The organism is Methylobacterium sp. J-076 (assembly GCF_022829405.1).
Classification (GTDB): domain Bacteria; phylum Pseudomonadota; class Alphaproteobacteria; order Rhizobiales; family Beijerinckiaceae; genus Methylobacterium.
In genome coordinates this window covers 14,539-34,959 of record NZ_JAKSXW010000024.1, presented here as the reverse complement: position 1 = coordinate 34,959, position 20,421 = coordinate 14,539, and the positions used below count along the sequence as shown (strand labels likewise).

General features: G+C 70.9%; 23 protein-coding genes, 1 pseudogene and 1 riboswitch. Of the genes and pseudogenes, 9 read left to right on the top strand and 15 right to left on the bottom strand.

Features of this window, described 5'->3' with window-relative positions:
* The first annotated feature begins 154 nt into the window (after window positions 1–154).
* The 6 genes from MKK53_RS01305 (at window position 155) to MKK53_RS01280 (ending at window position 7,030) form a co-directional block, all read left to right on the top strand.
* On the top strand, window positions 155–2,125 hold the full coding sequence (locus tag MKK53_RS01305) for a potassium transporter Kup (protein WP_243926105.1): 1,971 nt from the start codon (window positions 155–157) through the stop codon (window positions 2,123–2,125).
* Window positions 2,126–2,646: 521 nt separating this feature from the next.
* Entirely contained in the window at window positions 2,647–2,982 is a 336-nt protein-coding gene (locus MKK53_RS01300) for a DUF6968 family protein (protein ID WP_243926103.1), read from the top strand.
* Between the two features lie 380 nt (window positions 2,983–3,362).
* A complete protein-coding gene (locus tag MKK53_RS01295; RefSeq protein WP_243926101.1) occupies window positions 3,363–3,839 on the top strand; it encodes a (2Fe-2S)-binding protein in 477 nt (158 codons plus the stop codon).
* Window positions 3,836–6,181 (top strand): xanthine dehydrogenase family protein molybdopterin-binding subunit, encoded by a 2,346-nt coding sequence (locus tag MKK53_RS01290; RefSeq protein ID WP_243926100.1) that lies wholly within the window; start codon window positions 3,836–3,838, stop codon window positions 6,179–6,181. Before MKK53_RS01295 ends, MKK53_RS01290 begins: the two co-directional genes overlap by 4 nt.
* A gap of 168 nt (window positions 6,182–6,349) precedes the next feature.
* Window positions 6,350–6,520, top strand: a complete 171-nt coding sequence (locus MKK53_RS01285) for a hypothetical protein (protein WP_243926098.1) — start codon at window positions 6,350–6,352, stop codon at window positions 6,518–6,520.
* A gap of 120 nt (window positions 6,521–6,640) precedes the next feature.
* Complete coding sequence (locus tag MKK53_RS01280; protein ID WP_243926096.1) at window positions 6,641–7,030, top strand: hypothetical protein; 390 nt, start codon at window positions 6,641–6,643, stop codon at window positions 7,028–7,030.
* Between the two features lie 121 nt (window positions 7,031–7,151).
* Here the strand turns inward: MKK53_RS01280 and MKK53_RS01275 are convergent, their stop codons facing one another.
* The 10 genes and pseudogenes from MKK53_RS01275 to MKK53_RS01230 all read right to left on the bottom strand — a co-directional run.
* Window positions 7,152–7,712 carry an HD family hydrolase gene (locus tag MKK53_RS01275; protein ID WP_243926094.1) on the bottom strand — a complete coding sequence of 187 codons (561 nt, stop codon included), beginning with the start codon at window positions 7,710–7,712 and terminating at the stop codon, window positions 7,152–7,154.
* An 83-nt stretch (window positions 7,713–7,795) separates the two neighbouring features.
* Window positions 7,796–8,416: a DNA-3-methyladenine glycosylase I gene (locus tag MKK53_RS01270; RefSeq protein ID WP_243926092.1), complete on the bottom strand. Its 621-nt coding sequence runs from the start codon at window positions 8,414–8,416 to the stop codon at window positions 7,796–7,798.
* A gap of 2 nt (window positions 8,417–8,418) precedes the next feature.
* The gene (locus tag MKK53_RS01265) at window positions 8,419–9,273 is read right to left on the bottom strand and encodes a YgfZ/GcvT domain-containing protein (protein ID WP_243926090.1); all 855 of its coding nucleotides are present in this window, start codon (window positions 9,271–9,273) and stop codon (window positions 8,419–8,421) included.
* Window positions 9,274–9,457: 184 nt separating this feature from the next.
* Window positions 9,458–9,712 carry a hypothetical protein gene (locus MKK53_RS01260; RefSeq protein ID WP_243926089.1) on the bottom strand — a complete coding sequence of 85 codons (255 nt, stop codon included), beginning with the start codon at window positions 9,710–9,712 and terminating at the stop codon, window positions 9,458–9,460.
* Between the two features lie 166 nt (window positions 9,713–9,878).
* Window positions 9,879–10,307: a TIGR02301 family protein gene (locus MKK53_RS01255; RefSeq protein ID WP_243926152.1), complete on the bottom strand. Its 429-nt coding sequence runs from the start codon at window positions 10,305–10,307 to the stop codon at window positions 9,879–9,881.
* A 71-nt stretch (window positions 10,308–10,378) separates the two neighbouring features.
* Window positions 10,379–10,834, bottom strand: coding sequence for an NUDIX hydrolase (locus MKK53_RS01250; RefSeq protein ID WP_243926087.1), 456 nt, complete (start codon window positions 10,832–10,834; stop codon window positions 10,379–10,381).
* On the bottom strand, window positions 10,831–11,877 hold the full coding sequence (locus MKK53_RS01245) for a hypothetical protein (protein ID WP_243926085.1): 1,047 nt from the start codon (window positions 11,875–11,877) through the stop codon (window positions 10,831–10,833). Before MKK53_RS01245 ends, MKK53_RS01250 begins: the two co-directional genes overlap by 4 nt.
* Before the next feature lie 94 nt (window positions 11,878–11,971).
* A complete protein-coding gene (locus tag MKK53_RS01240) occupies window positions 11,972–12,694 on the bottom strand; it encodes an SDR family NAD(P)-dependent oxidoreductase (RefSeq protein ID WP_243926150.1) in 723 nt (240 codons plus the stop codon).
* 132 nt (window positions 12,695–12,826) lie between these two features.
* On the bottom strand, window positions 12,827–13,126 hold the full coding sequence (locus tag MKK53_RS01235; RefSeq protein WP_243926084.1) for a HigA family addiction module antitoxin: 300 nt from the start codon (window positions 13,124–13,126) through the stop codon (window positions 12,827–12,829).
* Between the two features lie 8 nt (window positions 13,127–13,134).
* Window positions 13,135–13,242: pseudogene (locus MKK53_RS01230) on the bottom strand (type II toxin-antitoxin system RelE/ParE family toxin); the annotation flags it as partial.
* Window positions 13,243–13,436: 194 nt separating this feature from the next.
* Between MKK53_RS01230 and MKK53_RS01225 the strand changes: the two are divergent.
* Complete coding sequence (locus MKK53_RS01225; protein ID WP_243926082.1) at window positions 13,437–14,576, top strand: ATP phosphoribosyltransferase regulatory subunit; 1,140 nt, start codon at window positions 13,437–13,439, stop codon at window positions 14,574–14,576.
* Complete coding sequence (gene hisG, locus MKK53_RS01220; RefSeq protein ID WP_243926080.1) at window positions 14,573–15,547, top strand: ATP phosphoribosyltransferase; 975 nt, start codon at window positions 14,573–14,575, stop codon at window positions 15,545–15,547. Before MKK53_RS01225 ends, hisG begins: the two co-directional genes overlap by 4 nt.
* A gap of 290 nt (window positions 15,548–15,837) precedes the next feature.
* Here hisG and MKK53_RS01215 read toward each other — a convergent pair whose 3' ends face one another.
* The 3 genes from MKK53_RS01215 to MKK53_RS01205 are packed head-to-tail and all read right to left on the bottom strand — an operon-like array spanning window position 15,838 to window position 17,783.
* On the bottom strand, window positions 15,838–16,182 hold the full coding sequence (locus MKK53_RS01215) for a lysozyme inhibitor LprI family protein (protein ID WP_243926078.1): 345 nt from the start codon (window positions 16,180–16,182) through the stop codon (window positions 15,838–15,840).
* A 39-nt stretch (window positions 16,183–16,221) separates the two neighbouring features.
* Window positions 16,222–16,653, bottom strand: coding sequence for a protoporphyrinogen oxidase HemJ (hemJ, locus tag MKK53_RS01210; RefSeq protein ID WP_243926077.1), 432 nt, complete (start codon window positions 16,651–16,653; stop codon window positions 16,222–16,224).
* 5 nt (window positions 16,654–16,658) lie between these two features.
* Window positions 16,659–17,783, bottom strand: coding sequence for a uroporphyrinogen decarboxylase (locus MKK53_RS01205; protein WP_243926075.1), 1,125 nt, complete (start codon window positions 17,781–17,783; stop codon window positions 16,659–16,661).
* A gap of 431 nt (window positions 17,784–18,214) precedes the next feature.
* On the opposite strand from MKK53_RS01205, the gene MKK53_RS01200 reads away from it, so the two are divergent.
* Window positions 18,215–19,045 carry a pyruvate, water dikinase regulatory protein gene (locus MKK53_RS01200; protein ID WP_243926072.1) on the top strand — a complete coding sequence of 277 codons (831 nt, stop codon included), beginning with the start codon at window positions 18,215–18,217 and terminating at the stop codon, window positions 19,043–19,045.
* 107 nt (window positions 19,046–19,152) lie between these two features.
* Here the strand turns inward: MKK53_RS01200 and crcB are convergent, their stop codons facing one another.
* Window positions 19,153–19,542 carry a fluoride efflux transporter CrcB gene (gene crcB / locus MKK53_RS01195; protein WP_243926070.1) on the bottom strand — a complete coding sequence of 130 codons (390 nt, stop codon included), beginning with the start codon at window positions 19,540–19,542 and terminating at the stop codon, window positions 19,153–19,155.
* A gap of 73 nt (window positions 19,543–19,615) precedes the next feature.
* Window positions 19,616–19,691, bottom strand: a riboswitch (Fluoride riboswitch).
* A gap of 69 nt (window positions 19,692–19,760) precedes the next feature.
* The gene (locus MKK53_RS01190) at window positions 19,761–20,273 is read right to left on the bottom strand and encodes a hypothetical protein (RefSeq protein ID WP_243926068.1); all 513 of its coding nucleotides are present in this window, start codon (window positions 20,271–20,273) and stop codon (window positions 19,761–19,763) included.
* Window positions 20,274–20,421: the final 148 nt, after the last annotated feature.

Sequence of the window (20,421 nt, the reverse complement as noted above, 5' to 3'; positions counted from 1 at the left end):
TGGTTCCCGCCCGCACGGGGCCGTGATAGTCAGGCGGCCGAACACGAGCGCCGGGCAGCCCGGCGGATCCTTCGCGCCCCGATGGCCCCATGATCCGGACCGCGAAGAGCCAGACCGCGCGTCGCCGGCCGACCGGACAATGTCGACAGCCCGCATGAGCCAGACCGCCGTACCGGGCCCCACCGCCCAGCCTGACGCAGCGCCCGGGGAGGCGACGGACGGGCCCGCGCCCTCCGGTGTCCTCGACGCGCCCGAGCGGGCGGAGACCCGGCACGGCCATGCCGGGTTCTGGACGCTGCTCGTCGGCTCCATCGGCGTCGTCTACGGCGATATCGGCACGAGCCCCCTCTACGCCTTCCGCGAGGCGCTCTCCCCCGCCCGGGCCGACAGCATCCTGCTGCCGGAGGAGGTGCTGGGCACCGTCTCGCTGATCCTGTGGGCGCTGTTCCTGATCGTGACCGTGAAGTACGTCGCGATCCTCCTGCGCATGGACAACAACGGCGAGGGCGGCATCCTCTCGCTCATGGCGCTCGCCCGGAAGGCGCTCGGCGGCTCGCGGGTGGTGTTCATGCTCGGGCTGATGGGCGCCTCGCTGTTCTACGGCGACGCGGTGATCACCCCCGCCATCTCGGTCCTCTCGGCGGTGGAGGGGCTGAAGCTCGTCACCCCGACCCTGGACGACTACGTCCTGCCGATCACGGTGGCGATCATCGTCGTCCTGTTCCTCGTGCAGAACCGGGGGACGGCCAAGGTCGCGGCCTTCTTCGGCCCGATGACCGTCGTCTGGTTCCTCGCCATGGCGGCGGTCGCCCTGCCGCATATCGGCCTGCACCCGGAGGTGTTCCGGGCGGCCAACCCCTGGCACGCGGTGACCTATCTGCTCGGCCACGGCACCGGGGCGCTGGTGGCGCTCGGCGCCGTCTTCCTGGCGGTGACCGGGGCCGAAGCCCTGTTCGCCGACCTGGGCCATTTCGGGCGCAAGCCGATCCAGCTCGCCTGGATCGGCCTCGTCTTCCCCTCGCTCGCCCTCAACTACCTCGGCCAGGCCGCCCTGGTGCTGGAGAAGCCCGACACCTCCGATCCGTTCTTCCAGATGGTGCCGGCCTGGGGGCTGCTGCCGATGGTGGTGCTCGCCACCATCGCCACCGTGGTGGCGAGCCAGGCGGTGATCACCGGCGCCTTCTCCCTCTCCCGGCAGGCGATCCAGCTCGGCCTGCTGCCGCGGCTGGAGATCCGCCACACCTCCGAATCGCATGCGGGGCAGATCTACCTGCCGCAGATCAACACGCTGCTGATGGTCGGGGTCGTGCTGCTGGCGATCCTGTTCAAGACCTCCTCGTCGCTGGCCTCGGCCTACGGCATCGCCGTGACGGGGACGATGCTCCTCACCGCCTCCCTCACCTTCATCGTCATGTGGCGGATGTGGGGGTGGTCGCCGATCGCGGCGGCGGCGGCGATGCTGCCGTTCATCGTGCTGGAATTCCTGTTCCTGCTCTCGAACCTCCTCAAGGTGGTGGAGGGCGGCTACGTGCCCCTGCTGCTGGCAGGCGCGCTCATCGTCCTGATGTGGACCTGGGTGCGGGGCGTGACGATCCTGTTCAACAAGACCCGCAAGACCGACGTGCCGCTCACCGAGCTCGTGGCGATGCTGGAGAAGAGCCCGCCCCACCACGTCCGCGGCACCGCCGTGTTCCTCACGAGCGACCCGGAGATCGCCCCGGCGGCCCTCCTGCACAACCTGAAGCACAACAAGGTGCTGCACGAGAAGAACGTGGTGCTCACCGTCGAGACCGTGGACACGCCCCGCTCGAACGAGGCGGACAAGGTGCGCATCGACCCCGTGGGCCCGCATTTCTACCGGGTGGTGATGAAGTTCGGCTACATGGAGACGCCGAACATCCCGAAGACGCTCACCCTGCTCCGCCGCCAGGGCTTCAAGTTCGACATCATGGCGACGTCGTTCTTCCTCTCCCGCCGCTCGATCCGCCCGGCCGCCCATTCGGGCATGCCGCTGTGGCAGGACCGCATCTTCATTACGCTCGCCAAGAACGCCAACGACGCGACGGACTTCTTCCAGATCCCGACGGGGCGGGTGGTCGAGGTGGGGACGCAGGTGACGGTTTGAGGAGGTAGCACCTAAGGTTTTGCTCTGTTGACTCAGAGCGGAAGCAGCCCACCGGGGCATGCCAATTTTAGATATTATTTCCTTGATATTCCGAACATAATCCTATCACACAGCGTGCCCACGGAGGTGGCCATGCGAACGAGACAGGAAATCGACTTCGCTATTGCGTATACGCGACTTGAACTCAGCAAAATGCAACATCGCGTCGCCCAAATGCGGCGCTCCTTACAATCCAAAAACTATAATCCGAACCAACCTCGCGTACCAGCAAAACAATCAGGTGGGGGACGCTGGACTATCGATGATAGATCAGGAAATACCGATAGAATATATCTCTCTAAAATTGATGAATTGATCCATCAAACGTCCTTACTTCGAGATGAATGCGATGAAATGCATCAACGAGGTCTGAACGTTTGAAGATTTGTTGGAATTTCTGCTTGCTACGCACAAGCGTATGTCAGGCGGGCGGCCTGCGAACGAGGGCACCCAATTCCGCCGCTCAATTTTTGAGGTTCGTGATGTTGATTGCAGATAGAATTCTGACAGCTCAACTGCGCAATAGCGCAAAGCAGGTACCCATAAGTATCTATGCTCCTAGGTTTGCAGATGGCATGAACATCTGTGAATATGTCATTGGATGGCCAGAAGGCGAACGAAGAAGCTTTGGAGCGGGAGTGGATTCTGTACAAGCCTTACACTCAGCGCTTCTTTCGATAGGGATAGAGCTTTATGCCAGCGCCTATCATAAAAGCGGTATTTTATCCTGGGAAAAATCTGGGGAGGGCTATGGATTCCCCGTTCCAAAAAACGCTCGTGAACTTTTAGTGGGTAACGATAAAGTCTTCGATGGATAATATCCCCAATTACGCCATCGTATCTTGTTAAAGTATTGATGTTTTATATTAAAATATTTATGAAGTCCCATCTCAGCTGGCAACATGTTGGCTGAGATGGGTGGAACGAAAAGTATTACATGAAGCGATTGAGGAGCGGACCGGTCGTGCCGCCTTAGACTGCTCCGCCACGATCACCCACTCAGCTTCGTTACCCCCTCAAGGCTCAGCTATGTGCGCCACCGCACATGCACCGACGTCACACATTGCGGCCGAACCCGCGTCTCCTTAAACCCGTTCTAATTGAGTGCATTCATTGCATTCCCGCATTCCGGACGGCGCGCCTCCGGCCGCCGCCCTTCGGGCCGCCCGTTGCGCGGTCGCCCAAGCGAGGGACATCCATGATCAAGCTCACCGTGAACGGGGCTGCGCGCAGCTTCGACGGCGACCCCGATATGCCGCTCCTCTGGTACCTGCGGGACGAGGTCGGGCTCACCGGCTCGAAGTTCGGCTGCGGCGCGGCGCTCTGCGGCGCCTGCACCATCCACCTCGGCGGCACCGCCGTGCGCTCCTGCATCACCCCGGTCTCGGCGGCCGAGGGGCAGGAGGTCGTCACCATCGAGGGCCTGTCGCCGGACGGGAACCACCCGGTGCAGGTGGCGTGGCGCGACCAGAACGTCGCCCAGTGCGGCTACTGCCAGTGCGGCCAGATCATGCAGGCCGCCTCGCTGCTCAAGGACACGCCCCAGCCCACCGACGCGCAGATCGACGATGGCATGAGCGGCAACATCTGCCGCTGCGGCACCTATCCGCGCATCCGCGCCGCCATCCACCAGGCCGCCGGCCAGACTGCCGCCCCGAAGGGAGAGCGCCTGTGATTCACGATCTCAAGCTGATGGCCGAGCAAGCCGCCGCCGAGCCGGCCCCCCGTCCCGCCCTCGCCAACGTCAGCCGCCGGGGCATCCTCGGCGGCGCGGGCGCGCTGGTCCTCGCCCTGTCGCTGCGCACCCCGGCCAAGGCCGACGAGACGCAGACGCAGGAGCAGAAGGAGCACAAGTACGGCGCCGACGGCATGCCGCATGGCTGGCGCGACGACCCGAAGGTGTTCATCGCCATCGCCCCGGACGGCACCGTGACGGTGACGAACCACCGCTCCGAGATGGGCCAGGGCGTGCGCACCTCCGTGGCGCTCACCGTCGCCGACGAGCTCGAGGCCGACTGGCCGAAGGTGAAGGTGGTCCAGGCCTGGGGCGACGAGAGCCGCTTCGGCAACCAGGACACGGACGGCTCGCGCTCGCTGCGCCACTTCTTCCAGCACTTCCGCCACGCCGGCGCGGCGATGCGGGCGATGCTCACCGAGGCCGCGGCCAAGCAGTGGGGCGTGCCGGCCTCCGAGGTCAGCGCGAAGAACCACACCCTCACCCACGCCAAGTCCGGCCGGACGCTGGGCTACGGCGCGGTGGCGCAGGCGGCGGCCGAGCTGCCGGTGCCCTCCAGCGTCACGCTGAAGGATCCGAAGGAGTTCCGCTACATCGGCACCGGCAAGATCGGGCTGATCGACAACTTCGACATCACCACCGGCCGGGCCATCTACGGCGCCGACACCAAGCTCGATGGGATGCTCTACGCGGCCATCGCCCGCCCGCCGGTCTACGGCGGCACGGTGACGTCATTCGATGACGCCGAGGCGAAGAAGGTCGCGGGCGTCGTGAAGATCTTCAAGATCGACGGCGCGCCGATCCCGTCCGAGTTCATGCCGCTCGGCGGCGTCGCCGTGGTGGCGAAGAACACCTGGGCGGCCCTGAAGGCCCGCGAGGCCCTCAAGATCACCTGGGACGACGGCCCCAACGCCTCCTACGACACCGACGTGTTCCGCAAGGAGCTGGAGGCCGCCGCGCGCCAGCCCGGCAAGGTGGTGCGCACGCAGGGCGACGTCGATGCCGCCATGGCCAAGGCGACGAAGAAGGTGGTGGCCGAGTACTTCGTGCCCCACCTCGTCCAGGCGCCGATGGAGCCCCCGGCCGCCATCGCCTGGGTGAAGGACGGGATGTGCGAGGCCTGGGCCTCGACGCAGGGTCCGCAGGCGGCCAACGACCGCCTGATGAAGGCGCTCAACCTGCCCGACGACAAGGTGAAGGTGAACGTCACGCTGCTCGGCGGCGGGTTCGGGCGCAAGTCCAAGCCCGATTACGTGGTCGAGGCGGCGCTCTGCAGCCGCGAGGTCGGCGGCGCCCCGGTCAAGCTCGCCTGGACCCGGGACGACGACATCCACCACGGCTACTACCACACCATCTCGGCCGAGCGGATCGAGGCGGGGCTGGACGACAAGGGCATGCCGGTGGCGTGGCTGCACCGGTCGGCGGCGCCGACGATCGGCTCGATCTTCGCGCCGGATCCGAAGCACGAGCTGCCGTTCGAGCTCGGCATGGGCCTCGTGAACACGCCGTTCGCGATCCCCAACATGCGGATGGAGAACCCGGAGGCCGCCGCCCACGTCCGGATCGGCTGGTTCCGCTCGGTCTCGAACATCCCGCACGCCTTCGCGATCCAGTCCTTCGTCTCCGAACTCGCCCACGAGGCGGGGCGCGACCCGAAGGACTACCTGCTCGACCTCATCGGCCAGCCCCGCAAGATCGACCCGACCACCATCGGCGACGTGTGGAACTACGGCGAGGACCCCGCCCGGTACCCGATCGACACCGGGCGCCTGCGCGGGGTGATCGAGGCCGCCGCCAAGGGCGCCGGCTGGGGCCGTGAGATGCCGAAGGGCCGCGGCCTCGGTATCGCCGGGCACTACAGCTTCGTCACCTACACGGCCGTCGCCGCCGAGGTGGAGGTGGACGACAAGGGCCAGGTGAAGGTCCACGCCATCGACATCGCCGTCGATTGCGGGCCGCAGGTGAACCCGGAGCGGATCCGCTCGCAGATGGAGGGCGCGGTGGTCATGGGGATGGGGCTCGCCCTCACCTCCGAGATCACGTTCAAGAAGGGCCGCGCCCAGCAGAACAACTTCGACGGCTACGAGATCATCCGGATCGACGCCGCCCCGAAGGTGGTGCGGGTCCATCTGGTCTCCACGGGCACCTACGACGGCCCCCTCGGCGGCGTCGGCGAGCCCGGCGTGCCGCCGGTGGCGCCGGCCATCGCCAACGCGGTCTTCGCCGCCACCGGCCGCCGGATCCGGCAGCTGCCGATCCGCGACCAGGCGACGGGGGCCTGAACCGCACCGGTCCGATCCGCGGGGAGGTTCGCCTCCCCGCGGATGCGGTGGAGCGGGCGCGCCTCCGGGACGTCCGCATGCTCTCGGCCTGAACGGCAGGTTCGCTCCGCGAAGCACGACTTGGAGCCGATCGGCCGCGAGTCGTGTCCGTCGGGCGGAGCGACCGGAATGCAGACCGTGCCTATCGCGCGTCCCATGGAATTTGCGAAGCGCTTCCGCGTGCCGGTCGGGACCCTGCGGGACTGGGAACAGGCCGGGGCGACCGCGCCGGATTTCGCCATCGCCTCCGCCCGGGTGATCGGGCACCCTCCCGACATCGTCGCCACGATCGTGGCCTGAGCGGCCCTGCCGGGGAGGCGACAGCCCCGCGCCCGCCCATGACGCCGCGAACCCGGCGCCCTCCCGCCGGTTAAGGGCATGGGCAGTGCCGTGAGCCTGCCGAGCGTGGACCGAGGATCGATGACCCATTTTGCCCCCGCCCTGGTCGGACTCTGCCTGTCCGTCAGTCTCGTCGCCCCGGCCCTGGCCTCGCCCTGCTCGGCGCAGATCGAGGCCCTGTCGGGCAAGGTGACCGCGGAGACGAAGGACGCCATCTCCGCCGGCACGGGCGGCCAGGGCGCGGCGGCCAAGCGCAGCGGCGAGGGCGTCACCGGCACGGAGGGCAACCGCTCCGGCGAGGCACCCCAGGCACCGCCGGAGAAGTCCGCCGAGGCCGGCAAGGGCGCCGACGCCGCCCAGCAGGCCAACGTCGCCCTGCAGGAGGCCCGCGCCGCCGACGCCAAGGGCGACGCCAAGGCCTGCGAGGCCGCCGTGGAGCGGGCGAAGTCCGAGCTCGGCAAGGCCCCCTGAGAAAACGGGATTCCCCGGGGGCGTCACGCCCTCGGGTGGAGTCTCGGGGCGACGCCCTGAGGGGGTTTCGCAGGGCGCCGCCCTGCACCCGCCAAAGGGCTCGCCCTTTGGGATCCCCCTCTCAGCGGGCCGTCAGGTCCTCGAACCGCGCCAGGAACCGCGCCTGCGCCTGCGCCGTGGGCCAGGGGTCGGCGAGGGCGAGCACGGCCTCCGGCAGGGCCGGGGCCGGGCCGAAATAGCGGGCGGCCTCCTCCTCCGAGAACCCGGCGAGGCGCACCGCCTCCACATGGGCGGCGATCCGGTCAGCCCGCTTGACGAGCCCGCTGAGGGCCGGGGTCGGCGCCGCCAGCCCGACGCGCTGGCGCACGGCGGCGAGGAGCCGCGCCTCGACGCCCCGGTAGGCATCGCCGATCGCCGCCTTGAGGGGCGAGATGATGTCCCCCACCACGTATTCCGGCGCATCGTGCAGAAGCATCTCCAACCCCTCGCCCGGGCCGTTGGCCGGGGCGATGTGGCGGCCGATCCCCTCCACCAGCAGGCTGTGCTGGGCCACCGAGAAGACGTGCGGCCCCGCGGTCTGCCCGTTCCAGCGGGCGACCCGGGCGAGGCCGTGGGCGATGTCGGCGATCTCGATGTCCAGGGGGGACGGGTCGAGGAGGTCGAGCCGGCGGCCGGAGAGCATTCGTTGCCAAGCCCGCGGCACGTCTTTCGAAGCCCGCGGCGCGTCTGTCGAAGGGCGTGGGGGCTCCTTCCCCGGCGGGGCGCTCATGCCGGGCCGAGGGCGGCGCAGGCCGCGTGCCGGTGGCATCCGGTGAGGTGGTCGTTCACCATCCCCACCGCCTGCATGAAGGCGTAGACGATGACCGGCCCGCAGAAGGAAAAACCTTCGGCCTTCAGGGCCTTCGCGATCCGCCGGGAGACCTCCGTCTCGGTGGCGATGTCGGCCCGGCTGCGGGGGTCGGCCTGGATCGGGCGCCCGTCGCAGACATCCCACAGGAAGCGGGAGAAGCCCGGTCCGCTCTCCTCGATCCGCAGCCAGGCCTTCGCCCCGGCGATGGTGCCGAGGATCTTGGCCCGGTTGCGGATGATGCGGGTGTCGCCCATCAGCCGGGCCACGTCCGCCTCAGTGTAGCGGGCGATCACCTCCGGCGCGAACCCGTCGAAGGCCGCGCGGAACCCCTCGCGCCGCCTGAGGATGGTGATCCACGAGAGGCCCGCCTGGAACCCGTCGAGGATCAGCTTCTCGTAGAGGGCACGGCCGTCATGCTCCGGCACGCCCCATTCTGTGTCGTGGTAGGCGACGTAGAGCGGGTCGAGCCCGGCCCACCCGCAGCGCGGGCACCCGTCCGGGTGGAGGATCAGCCCCTCGGGGAGCGGCGCGCCCATGCTCAGTGCGCCGCCTCGCCGCCCATTCCGGGCATCGCGAAGGTCGCGTAGGCGGGGCGGCCCACGGCGAGCGCCTTGCCATCCGCCCGGAGGGTCTCGCCGGAGGCCAGGGCATCGCCCAGGCGGTCGAGGCGCAGCATCACGAGGCCCCGCCCCCCCGCCGCACTCCCGGTCGTGCCCAGGACCTTCTGCCCCGCATGGATTTCGGTGCCCGGCGCGGGGGCGCCCTCTGGGTACTCGGCCGCCAGCAGGCGGGTGCGGGCGGTGCCCCGGTGCTGCATCCGCGAGACGACCTCCTGGCCGACGTAGCAGCCCTTGCGGAAGTCGACCCCGCCGAGCTGGTCCATCAGCGCCTCGTGGGGGAACGCGTCGCCGTAGGCGTAGTCGCGCCCGCCCTCGGGGACGGCGAGGCCGATGCGGTGGGCGTGGTAGGCCTCCCCGGAGGCATCCGCCGAGAAGGCCCCCGCCGCGGCGTAGAGCCGTGCCCCGAGTTCGGGGTGCCGGCCGTCGGCGGCGACGGCGGTCTCGGCGGTGGTCGTGGCGCCGTCCCAGGAGACGGCCACCGCGACCGTCGGGTCGGCGGCGATCTCGGCCTTGGCGCGCAGCTTGTAGAGGGTCAGGCGCTTGGCGAGGTCGGCGGCCCTGTCGGCGGCCCCATCGAGGCGGAACCCGTCCGGCAGGCGCGAGACCAGAAAATCGAACAGGATCTTGCCCTGGGGCGTCAGGAGGGCGCCGAGCCGCGCCTCACCTTCGCCCAGCGTCTCGACGTTGCAGGTCAGGACGCCCTGGAGCAGGCCGGTGGCATCCGATCCGGTGACGGTGACGAGGGCACGGTCCGGCAGCAGGGCGATGGGCATTCGGGGCGTTCCTCACGCGGCATGGTCTCCGCCGGGAGGTAGGGGTGAACGCGGCCCGCCTCAACCGGGAGACCGTCAGACGGGCGGGACTCCCCGCCGATCCCTCGGCCCGACCCCCATCGCGAGAGCCGGACCGGACAAGTCGGCGCTTCCCCCGCGCGCCGTCGCCGCCGCTCCCCCCGCGTCAGTGCTGCAGCGTCGTGGTGAAGGCGCCGCCGCGGATCCGGTCCGGGAATCCCTCGGCGTAGCGGGCGGTCGCCTCCTCACCGTAGGTCATCACCAGTTCCTGGAAGGCGGCGAACAGGGCCGCCTGGGCCATGCAATCCCCATCGAGCCCGTCCAGGCAGCCTTCGGCGAACGCCTCCGAGACATAGCTCAGGGCCGCACGCTTCTCCTCGACATCGGCCTCGATGGGGGCGCTTTGCGAGATGGTCTGCATGGTCCGACACTTCCATTGCACCGGTCTGAGACAGACCGGCGGACACCCTGGATGATAGGCGGCTCAATGCGGCACGCCTAGCCGGTAATTGCGAATCGGTTAATGCGACCGTTCGAATACGCCCCATCCCCGGGATCGCCCGGGCCTGTGGCCGCGTCGCATCACCTCATCCGCCGAACCGTCCGGCCAGGCCGTGGGACAGGCGCTCGCCCTCCGCCAGGAAGCGGGCCGCCGCCTCGTGCGCCGCCGGGGTGCAGACCCGGTAGGTGAGGGCGTAGCTCCGGTATCCCCGGTTGTAGGCGCCGGCGAGCCTGTCCCGCCGGGCGGGGGTGATCCCCTCGGCCTCGATCAGCGCCTTCATCCGCGCCGGCCATTCCGCCGCGTCGGGGGTGGCGCAGAGGTTGCGCAGGAAGGCCAGCGAGCCGATCACCTCGGCCATGCGCATCAGGTCCCGGTCGTAGGGCGCGGGCACGTCGGCCGGCGCCGGCGGCTCCTTGGCCTGCTCCTTCGGGGCCTCCTTCGCGGACGGCTTGGCCCGCTGCTGCGCCTGGGCGAGGGGGGACACGAGGAGGGGGGTGAGGACGGCCACCGCCATCGCCAGCGGGGCGAAGCGATCCCACCGCGCCGGAGCGGCGCGGGCGCGATGACGGAGAGGACGAAACCCCATCACGCCATCCCCCGCCCGCCGACCCGCGCGAACGCCTCCCGCAGGGTGTCCAGCAGGCCCGGAGTCGTCTCCAGCCCGGCGATCTCGTCGAGGCTCGCCCAGCGCACGCCCAGCGCCTCCGGCCCGGCCACGGGCTCGCCGCCCTGCCAGAGGGCGGCGTGGGGGTGGACGACGTAGTGGTGACGCGTCCGGCCGGACCCGTCGCGCAGGATGATCTCCGTGGGGGAGAGCACGCCCACCACCGCGGCGGTGAGCCCGACCTCCTCGGAGAGTTCGCGCAGCGCCGCATCGGCCAGGGTCTCCCCGGCCTCCACGAGGCCCCCCGGCAGGGTCCAGACGCCGCGCATCGGCTCGTTGGCCCGGGCGGCCAGCAGGACGCGCCCGGCGCGGATCACCGCGATGGAGGCGCCGACGAAGGGCCGGGACGGGAAGGTGCGGGATTCCGCCTCGCTCACGGCGTGCCCCCGTCGAGGGCGATGGCCGCCACGCGCCCGTCCCCGAGCCCGACCACGAGGCGGGCGCCGGCCCCCTCGCCGAGGGCCGCGACGCCCGTGCCGACCGGCGCCGGCAGGGCCACCCGCAGGCGCTCGCGCAGGCCGTCCCGGGCCGAGACGATGGCCAGCGCCGGCATCCCGGCCACCGGCAGGGCGAGGTCCGCCCCGCCCTCCCGCGCCAGGGTGTCGGCGAGGTCGGCCTCCCCGTCGCCGAGCGTGTAGCCCGCGGCCTCGGGGCCGGGCTCGATCCGGTCGGGGGCGAGGTTCCAGAGTGTCAGCCGCCCGGTGGAATCGACCGTCGCCGCCTGGAGCCCCTTGCCGGAGAAGTCGCCGAGCGCCGCAAGGGCCGGGCGGGGGCCGGGGGCCGTGCGCGCGCTCACCGCCCAGGCGGCGGGGTCGGAGGCGGGCCGGGCGATCAGCACGAGGCCGCCCGCATCGGCCCCGGTCAGGGTCGCGGCGAGGACGGCCGGGCGGCCGCCGAGCGCCGCGATCCGCGGCGGGCGGGGGGCGAACACCGCCCCGTCCCCGGCGGGCACGGCGGCCGTGGCCACCGGCACGGGCTTCGGATCGGTGCTGACCGCCAGGGGCTGGCGCTCGCGCAGGGTCAGGGTCGTCGCGGCGGGGCCGCCGTCCGGGCCGCGGGTGCGGCCGGTCAGGAAGGCGCTGAGGGGTCCCTCGAGGGCGCGGCGGGTGCCCGGGACGGCGCCCCGGGGCGTCTCGGAGGCCACGAGATCCTCCACCGCCTCGCGGCCGATCGGCCTCACGGCGACGGCGCCGTTCTCCACGGCGAGGATGGCGCCGCCCTCCTCGCCCCAGACGACGGCGATGGGCGGGCTCCCCCGGGTCCCGTCGCCGCCGCGGACGAGGGGCAGCAGCCCCGAGGTCGCCACCGCGGTGGCGACCTCGCTGTGCGGCCCGCGCATCTCGCGGACCTTGAACGGCAGGTCGAGGAGGCGGAGCGCCGGCTCGGCCCTGGCGGGGCCGGCGGCGAGGACGGCCAGCACCGCGGCGCACCATGCCCCCCGCCGCCGGGGCGGGCGAGGCGACGGGGGGGCGGAGCGGGTCCGGCGGACGGCGCGCGGGGCGCGCGCCGACGCGTCAGACATGCTGCCCGCCGTTGATGTGCAGCTCGGCGCCGTTCACGTAGGACGAGGCGTCGGTGCACAGGAAGTAGATCGCCTTGGCGACCTCGTCCGGGGTGCCGAGGCGGCGCTGGGGGATCTGCTCCACCAGCTTCTCCGTCCCCGGCGAGAGGATGGAGGTGTCGATCTCGCCGGGCGAGATGGCGTTCACCCGCACGCCGATCGGCCCGAAATCCGCGGCCATCTCCCGGGTCAGGCCGGCGAGCGCCGCCTTCGAGGTGCCGTAGGCCGCCCCGGCGAAGGGGTGGACCCGCGAGCCGGCGATGGAGGTGACGTTGACGATCGAGCCCCGGGCCCGGGCGAGTTCGTCGCGCAGGCCCTTGGCGAGCAGGATCGTCGCGAAGAAGTTCACCTGGAACACCCGCTGCCAGTCGGGAAACCCCGTCCCGAGGACGCCGAGGCGCTCGCCCTCCGGGCCCTTGGGCGAGATGCCGGCGTTGTTGACGAGGGCGTGCAGCACCCCGCCCTCGGCGGCCAGCCGCCCGCGCACCTCCTCCACCCCGCGCACCGTGTCGGCGGCGTCGGAGAGGTCGACCTGGAGGTGGTCCTCCGGGCCCATCTCCCACGGGCAGTTCTCGGGAAACGGATGGCGGGAGCAGGTGATCACGCGCCAGCCGGCGGCGGAGAACCGCTTGACGGTGGCGTGGCCGATGCCGCGGCTCGCGCCCGTGAGCAGCATGATGCGCCGGCGTTCGTTGGGGGGGAGGGCCACGGTCGGAGCCTCACTGTCGCGCGGGGATCCCGAAGGAGCGGGTCCCGCCGGTGCACTGCAACGTCTAGGCGGACGGGCGCGGGAAATCCAGGGCGGACCTCATGCGGCGGGCGCAAGGGGCTTGGCCCTCTCGACCCGCACCCGTTCGCTCGGTGAATGCATCACGGTCCGGAGTTCGGTCCGGCGTTGCACGTTCAGCCAGAAGTCCGGGCTGTTGCCGAACACACGAGCGAGAATCAGGGCCGTGACGGTGCGCCGGTCGTCGCAGAGCTCGTTCACGCGCTTGCGCGGCACGCCCATCGCCTCTGCCAGGGCGGCCTGCGTCAGGCCGAAGAGCTGCAAGAACTCCTCGGTCAGAATCCCACCGACGGTCGCGGGCTTCCGGGTCGTCACCGACATGTTCAGCCTCAACGACAGCTGTGAGTGTCGAGGTCGACATCCCTTGCCTCACCCCGGCTTCCGTCCCAGCGAAACACCAGCCGCCATCGCTTGTTCACGCGGACGGAGTGGTCACCGTCCGGCCGAGGCGTTGTACCACGCTGTGGGACATCCCTCAGCCGCCCTCCCCATTCCGCGGCGGAGGAACGGCGCGATGACGGGCCGGCATCCACCTGCGCAGTCCCGCGCATGCCGCGGCCCGGTGCCCCGGCGCGGGCCGTGTCGCCAAGCCGCCCCGCGGTTGCTACAGAGCGCGCGCACGAGGATGACCATGACGCGACCGGAGCCCGACACCGAAAAGGCCGAGCCAGCGCAGGCCCGGCTGATCGCCCATCTGGCGTCGGCCGGCTATGCCCCCGTGACGCCCCCGGTGCTGCAGCCGATCGAGCCCTTCCTGGAACTGTCCGGGGAGGACATCCGGCGGCGGATCTTCGTCACGCAGGATGCCGGCGGCGCGGAACTGTGCCTGCGGCCGGAATTCACGATCCCCATCTGCCGCCTGCACCGGATGCGGGCGGACGGGCAGGCGGCCGACTACAGCTATTGCGGGCCGGTCTTCCGGCTGGCCGCCGACGAGCCGGACGAGTTCTTCCAGGCGGGCATCGAATCGATCGGCCGCACCGACACGCCGGCCGCCGACGCCGAGGTGCTGGGCCTCGCCCTCGAAGGGCTCGCCCTCCTCGGCCGGGTGAACCCGTCCGTGCGCCTGGGCGACATGGGGATGACGGTCGCCCTCCTCGACGGCCTCGCCGTCCCGCCGGCCGCCAAGCGGCGCACCCTGCGGGCGCTCGCCGCCGGGCGCTCCCTCGATGCCGTCACCAACGGCGCCGAGGGCACCCCCGGCGAGGACCGCCACGCGGGCCTGCTCGCCGCCATCCAGGGCCAGGACCCGGAGGGCGTGCGCGCCTTCGTGGAGGACGTGCTCGCCATCGCCGGGATCTCGGCGGTGGGCGGGCGCAGCGCCGGGGAGATCGCCGAGCGCTTCCTCGGCAAGGCGGCGGCGCAGGCCAACGGCGGCGCCGGGCTCAACGCCGAGAACCGGGCGGTCCTCGACCGCTACCGGGCCATCGCCGGGGATCCCGATGCCGCAGCCCGGGACCTGCGGGCCCTCGTGGCCGATGCGGGGATCCGCCACGACGCGGTGGAGGCGGCCCTCGACCTGTTCGAGGAGCGCACGGGCTTCATCGCCGCCCGGGGGCTGGCCGTCGGCGGCTTCCGCTTCCAGGGCGGCTTCGCCCGCAACCTCGATTACTACACGGGCTTCATCTTCGAGGCCGCCGAGGGCGACGGGCCGGTGCTCGTCGGCGGCGGCCGCTACGACGGCCTGCTCGCCCACCTCGGCAGCGCCGCCCCCCTGCCCGCCGTGGGCTGCACCTTCTGGATCGAACGGGCGACGGGAGCCGGCCGATGAGCGACGCCCTCGTGCTGGCGGTGCCCTCGAAGGGGCGCCTCCAGGAGAACGCCAACGCCTTCTTCGCCCGCGCCGGGCTCAAGCTCGCGCAGGGGGCCGGCGCCCGGGACTACCGCGGCAAGCTCGTGGGCGTGCCCGGCGTCGAGGTGCGCTACCTGTCGGCCTCCGAGATCGCGAGCCAGCTCGCCTCCGGCGCCGCCCACATGGGCGTGACGGGCGAGGACCTGATCCGCGAGACCCTGCCCGACGTGCGCGGCCAGGTGGAGCTGCTGACGCCGCTCGGCTTCGGCCACGCCACGGTGGTGGTGGCCGTGCCGCAGGCCTGGATCGACGTGCGGGTGATGGCCGACCTCGACGAGGTGGCCGCCACCATGCGCACCCGCCACGGCCGCCGCCTGCGGGTGGCGACGAAATACGTGAACCTCACCCGCCGCTTCTTCGCCGAGACCGGCGTCGCGGACTACCGGATCGTGGAGAGCCTCGGCGCCACCGAGGGCGCCCCCGCGGCGGGCTCGGCCGAGATCATCGTGGACATCACCACCACCGGCGCGACCCTCGCCGCCAACGCCCTCAAGATCCTGGAGGACGGGATCATCCTGCGCTCGGAGGCGAACCTCGTCGCCTCGCTCAAGGCGCCCTGGGGCGAGGCGCAGCGCGAGGCCCTGCGCGCGGTGCTCGGCCGGATCAGCGCCGAGGAGCGGGCCCGCACCACCCGCGAGGTGAGGGCCGGGATGCCCGCGTCCGGCGTCATCGACCTCGCGACGCTGGCGGGCCTGCACGAGGCCGAGCTCCCCTACGGCGCCCCCCGCGGGGCGGATGGGGAGATCGTCCTGCGCTGCCCCGAGGCCGCGGTGTTCGACCTCGCCGAGGCCCTGGTCCGGGCCGGCGCGCAGGCGGTCAGCGTCCGCCGGATCGACTACGCCTTCGCGGCCGAGAACCCCCTGGCGGAACGGCTGCTGGCGCGGTTGTGAGCCCGGATGGGGCGATGAACGCCGAGCCTGATCCGGTCGACCCGACCCTCGCTGTCGTCCGTCGGCTCAAGAATTGCGCCGGTTCGGGGCAAGGCGAGCCCGCGGCCAGGGCATTCATCGGCTCGCCCCACGCGCACGGTTGAGCTTCGCCCCATCGAAGCGGGGTCGCGCCATCGGATCCCAAGGGGCCGGGGCCTTCGGCGGGCGCAGGGCGGCGCCCGGCCGATCCCAGGGGCGTGGCCCCCGGACCCCACCGAAGGGGACGATCCCCTTTCCGGAAACCTCGGGCCCTATTGCGGACCCTGCTTGGCGAATTCCGAAAGGACGCCGCGCAGGACCGTGAGGCGGGCATCGTAGGCGGTGCGCAGGCACTCCACGTCGGCGCCGCAGGTCCGGCGGTCGGCGAGCCAGGTCTCCTGGTCCTCGCGGAGCTTGGCTTGGCCGCCCATCGGCAGCACCGCCTTCAGGATCTCGAACCGGGTCGCCATCTCCACGTCCCGGTCGTTGAGCGGGAGATGGGCGCAGACCGCCTTCTCGTCCGGGGCCTCCGCCCTGTCGCAGGGGAAGCTCGCCGCCTGGGCGCTTCCGCCGAGGACGGTGAGGAGCAGGGCGAGGGCATACGGGGCGTGCGGCATGGGCCGACAACGGCCGAGGCAGGCGGAGGCTCCCCCGCCTCAGAAGTCCGGCTTCACCGTCACGAGGATGACGATGACGATCAGCAGCAGCGTCGGCACCTCGTTGAGCACCCGGTAGAACTTGTGGCCCCGGGTGTTCCGGTCGGCGGCGAAGTCCTTGACCATCCGGGCGAGCCAGCCGTGGATGCCCGACATCGCCAGCACCAGGGCGAACTTCGCCTGCAGCCAGTGCGTCGCGTAGAGGCCGCTCATCCAGGCGAGCGTCAGGCCGAACGCCCAGGTGGCGATCAGCGCCGGATTCATGATCGCCTTGAGCAGGCGCCGCTCCATGACCTTGAAGGTCGCCGATTGGGCCTGCGCGCCCGGCGGCAGGCTCGCGTGGTACACGAACAGCCGGGGCAGGTAGAGCATCCCCGCCATCCAGGCGATCAGGCTCACGATGTGCCCGGCCTTGATCCAGTCGTAGAGCACGCCGGTCAGCCCCGCAGCCGGGCCAGCATCCGCTCCACATGCGCCACCGGCGTCTGCGGCGTGATCCCGTGGCCGAGGTTGAACACGTGCGGCAGACCCTCCGTCGCCGCACGGATGCCGTCCACAGCCGCGTCCAGGGCCGCGCCACCCTCGATCAGCGTCTCCGGGTGGAGGTTGCCCTGGGTGACCGTCGAGGCCGGCACACGGGCGCGCAGGGCCTTCAGATCGACCCCCCAGTCGACACCCACCGCATCGGCGCCGGTCTCGGGCACCACGCGGGCGTGCCCGTCGAGGCCGGAGCCCCGGGCGAAGACGATGATCTTCGCCCCCGGCACCCGGGCGCGGACGCCCGCGATCATCCGGGCGATCGGGCGCAGCGACCAGCGGGTGAGGGCATCCGTCTCGGACGCCGCCGGCAGGGCGCTCTCGGCCACCTCGCCCACCGGCTCGACGAGGCCGGCGGGGGCGGGCACGGCCCGGGGCAGGGTGCCGGCGTGGGATTCGAAGATCTGCACCGCGTCGGCGCCGGCCTCGAGCTGGCGGACGAGGTAGTCGGTCTGCACCGTGACCAAGCGGTCGATCAGCGCGTCCACCAGGGCCGTGTCGCCCTCGGCGAGCGCCCGGGCGGGGGCGAGGTCCGGGGTGCCCCGGCCGCCGATCATGTAGCTCGCCACCGTCCACGGGGCGCCGCAGAAGCCGAGCAGGGTCGTCTGCGCCGGGAGTTCGGCCCGCAGCCGCCGCACCGTCTCGAAGACCGGGGCGAGGTGGTCCATCACCGCCCCGTCGCCGGCCTCGCGCAGGCGCTCGAACGCCGCCCGGTCCGCCAGGGCGTCGAGGCGCGGCCCCTCGCCCTCCACGAAGCGGACGCCCTGGCCCAGGGCGTGGGGGATGACGAGGATGTCCGAGAACAGGATCGCCGCATCGAACCCGAACCGGCGGATCGGCTGGAGGGTCACCTCCACGGCGAAGTCGGGCGTGTAGCACAGGTCGAGGAAGGAGCCCGCCGTCGCCCGGACCTCCCGGTACTCCGGCAGGTAGCGCCCGGCCTGGCGCATCATCCAGGCGGGGGGCGGCCAGACCGCCTCGCCCGAGAGGACCCGCAGCATCGTCCTGTCAGCCTGAACCGTCATGCGCTCCCGCACCCGCCTTCTCGCAAACCGGTCCGGTCGCGACGATCCCCAGGGGGACCCCTCTTAAAGAGAAGAGAGAATCTTAGACTCTGTTTTTTCTATTGGAGGCTGGATGACGGGAGCGCAACCGTGTCCACACCCCATCCCCGGCGCCGCGGCGTTAACGGAGCTTTAAAGGATTTGCGCGAAGATGATGGAAGAGGGTTCCCGCTCAAGGCCTTGGCCGGGGCAGGGGCCCCGGGGTGGCCGGGTGCGTCCCGGTTTTCCCGACTCGGGCCCGGAATCGAGTCCGACTCGACGGCCTGTGCATGCAGGAGTCGATAGCCGTCCATGGATTATCCCTGGACCGGCCGGACAGGCCTGCCTATCCACACTTATCGACTCCCCGGCGGTCGCCGTTGGATAACCGGAACCGCCCGGAGACGCCGCGCATGAGCCGCAGCTACTTCCACCTCCACCTCGTGTCCGATTCCACCGGCGAGACCCTCATCAACGTCGGCCGGGCGGCGGCGGCGCAGTACGAGGGCGTCTCCGCCATCGAGCACGTCTACCCGCTGGTGCGCTCGGCCTCCCAGCTGGAGCGGGTGATCTCCGAGATCCGGGCGGCCCCGGGCCTCGTGCTCTACACCCTGGTGGGGGGCGACCTCGGCCAGCGGCTGGAGGCGGCGGCGCGGGATTCCGGCTCGCCGTGCCTGTCGGTGCTGCAGCCGGTCCACGACCTGCTGCAATCCTACCTCGGCACCCAGAAGGCGGCCCGGCCCGGCGCCCAGCACATGCTGAACGCCGAGTACTTCAAGCGCATCGACGCGATGAACTTCACCCTCGCCCACGACGACGGCAACCTGCCGGAGGACCTGGAGGACGCGGACGTCATCCTCCTCGGGGTCAGCCGCACCTCGAAGACGCCGACCTCGATCTACCTCGCCAACCGCGGGCTCAAGACCACCAACCTGCCCCTGGTGCCGGGCATGCCGGTGCCCGCCGGCATCGAGGCGGCGCGCAAACCGCTGATCGTGGGGCTGTTCGCCTCGCCGGAGCGGATCATCCAGATCCGGCAGAACCGCCTGTCGAGCCTCAACGCCGACGAGAGCTCGATGTATGTCGACCGCGAGGCGGTGTCCGACGAGATCACCGCCTCCCGCCGCCTGTTCATCAAGAACCGCTGGCCGACGATCGACGTGACGCGCCGCTCCATCGAGGAGACGGCCGCCGCCATCCTCGACCTGCACCGGGACCACCGGATGAAGTTCATCGCGGAGTGAACCGCACCGTCATCGCGAGCGTAGCGAAGCGACCCAGGGCGGCGGGCCGTCTCCGAATGTGGCGTGTCCCTGGATTGCTTCGCTTTCGCTCGCAATGACGGCGGGAGTCATGACCCGCTGAGCAGCGTCCGGACGAGCGCCATGCCGGCGATCAGGCCGAGGAGGCCGGCGGCGACCGAGGCCAGGACGTAGCCGGCCGCCGCCGTCGTCTCGCCGCGCTCGTAGAGGCTGATCGCGTCGAGGGAGAAGGTCGAGAAGGTGGTGAAGCCGCCGAGCACGCCCGTCGTCAGGAACAGCCGGGCCGGGTGGCCCGCCGCGCCGCGCAGGGCGAAGCCCTCGGCCAGCACGCCCATCAGGAACGAGCCCAGCACGTTGATGATGAGGGTCGCCAGCGGGAAGCCCAAGCCCGGCAGCGTCCGCGCCACCGCCACGTTGAGCCCGTGGCGGAACCCGCCGCCGATCCCGGCGCCGAGGAAAACGATGAGGGTGTTGATCATGCCTGTCCCGTCCCGGTTGGACGGGCGGCCCGGCCGCGATGCGGGCACGCCCCCACCGCAGGCGGAGGCCGCCCTTGCGGTAGGAGCCATCAGCCCGGGCCGGTCATCCGGCAAGGCGGTTGTCGGGGAGCTCCATCCCCATCCGGAGGGATTTCAAGCCAGGACGGGGTGGAGGAAAAGCCGGTTCGGCCGCCCCACCCCGTCCTTGAGGAACGGCCTCACGCCGCGATGGGGAAGTGGCTGCGCTGCTCGATCTGCGCCACGTAGAAATCCTCGATCACGTCGCGGATCACCTCGGCGAGGTCGGCGCCGCGGTGCTCGTCGAGGTGGATGTCGCTGCCGATCACCCGGCCGATATGCGCGCTGGCGCTGGAGCCCGGGACGAGGCGCTCGTTGTAGCGCTGATGCAGGCCGGAAATGGAGATATAGTTCTTACCGCCGAGCTCGGGGCCGTACTTGATCTTGATCTTCTGCTCGCAATCGACCCCGCGCAGCTTGGCGCAGAGGATGACGAAGTTGTCGGTGTCGATCGACGGCTCGGCGCCGACGATGCTGCCATGGGCGTTGTGCTCCTCGTTCAGCACCTCGGACATCAGATGCAGCACCTCGATCACCGGCTGCAGGGCGCGGGTGCCATCCTCGAGGAGCTTCTGCCGGAAGCCGGTGCTGCGGGCGTCGGCGGCGGCGAGGCGGGTGCGGAAGCGGTCCTTCACTTCGGTCTTGTGAGCCATGGTCCATTCCCTCCGGGAGACTTCGAAAAACCGGACCGTGCCGTCCGTTGCATTCCGGTCTACGGAGCGAATGCAGATGACGCAAGATAGTGCAAAACATTGATGCCTGCCCAGGATTTGGACAAGACTTGCACCTCTGCTTAAAACC

Coding starts and splice junctions, on each gene's coding strand:
- MKK53_RS01305 (WP_243926105.1), top strand. CDS start 155: ATGAGCCAGACCGCCGTACCGGGCCCCACCGCCCAGCCTGACGCAGCG.
- MKK53_RS01300 (WP_243926103.1), top strand. CDS start 2,647: ATGTTGATTGCAGATAGAATTCTGACAGCTCAACTGCGCAATAGCGCA.
- MKK53_RS01295 (WP_243926101.1), top strand. CDS start 3,363: ATGATCAAGCTCACCGTGAACGGGGCTGCGCGCAGCTTCGACGGCGAC.
- MKK53_RS01285 (WP_243926098.1), top strand. CDS start 6,350: ATGCAGACCGTGCCTATCGCGCGTCCCATGGAATTTGCGAAGCGCTTC.
- MKK53_RS01280 (WP_243926096.1), top strand. CDS start 6,641: ATGACCCATTTTGCCCCCGCCCTGGTCGGACTCTGCCTGTCCGTCAGT.
- MKK53_RS01275 (WP_243926094.1), bottom strand. CDS start 7,712: ATGCTCTCCGGCCGCCGGCTCGACCTCCTCGACCCGTCCCCCCTGGAC.
- MKK53_RS01270 (WP_243926092.1), bottom strand. CDS start 8,416: ATGGGCGCGCCGCTCCCCGAGGGGCTGATCCTCCACCCGGACGGGTGC.
- MKK53_RS01265 (WP_243926090.1), bottom strand. CDS start 9,273: ATGCCCATCGCCCTGCTGCCGGACCGTGCCCTCGTCACCGTCACCGGA.
- MKK53_RS01260 (WP_243926089.1), bottom strand. CDS start 9,712: ATGCAGACCATCTCGCAAAGCGCCCCCATCGAGGCCGATGTCGAGGAG.
- MKK53_RS01255 (WP_243926152.1), bottom strand. CDS start 10,307: ATGGCGGTGGCCGTCCTCACCCCCCTCCTCGTGTCCCCCCTCGCCCAG.
- MKK53_RS01240 (WP_243926150.1), bottom strand. CDS start 12,694: ATGCTGCTCACGGGCGCGAGCCGCGGCATCGGCCACGCCACCGTCAAG.
- MKK53_RS01235 (WP_243926084.1), bottom strand. CDS start 13,126: ATGTCGGTGACGACCCGGAAGCCCGCGACCGTCGGTGGGATTCTGACC.
- MKK53_RS01225 (WP_243926082.1), top strand. CDS start 13,437: ATGACGCGACCGGAGCCCGACACCGAAAAGGCCGAGCCAGCGCAGGCC.
- hisG (WP_243926080.1), top strand. CDS start 14,573: ATGAGCGACGCCCTCGTGCTGGCGGTGCCCTCGAAGGGGCGCCTCCAG.
- MKK53_RS01215 (WP_243926078.1), bottom strand. CDS start 16,182: ATGCCGCACGCCCCGTATGCCCTCGCCCTGCTCCTCACCGTCCTCGGC.
- MKK53_RS01205 (WP_243926075.1), bottom strand. CDS start 17,783: ATGACGGTTCAGGCTGACAGGACGATGCTGCGGGTCCTCTCGGGCGAG.
- MKK53_RS01200 (WP_243926072.1), top strand. CDS start 18,215: ATGAGCCGCAGCTACTTCCACCTCCACCTCGTGTCCGATTCCACCGGC.
- crcB (WP_243926070.1), bottom strand. CDS start 19,542: ATGATCAACACCCTCATCGTTTTCCTCGGCGCCGGGATCGGCGGCGGG.
- MKK53_RS01190 (WP_243926068.1), bottom strand. CDS start 20,273: ATGGCTCACAAGACCGAAGTGAAGGACCGCTTCCGCACCCGCCTCGCC.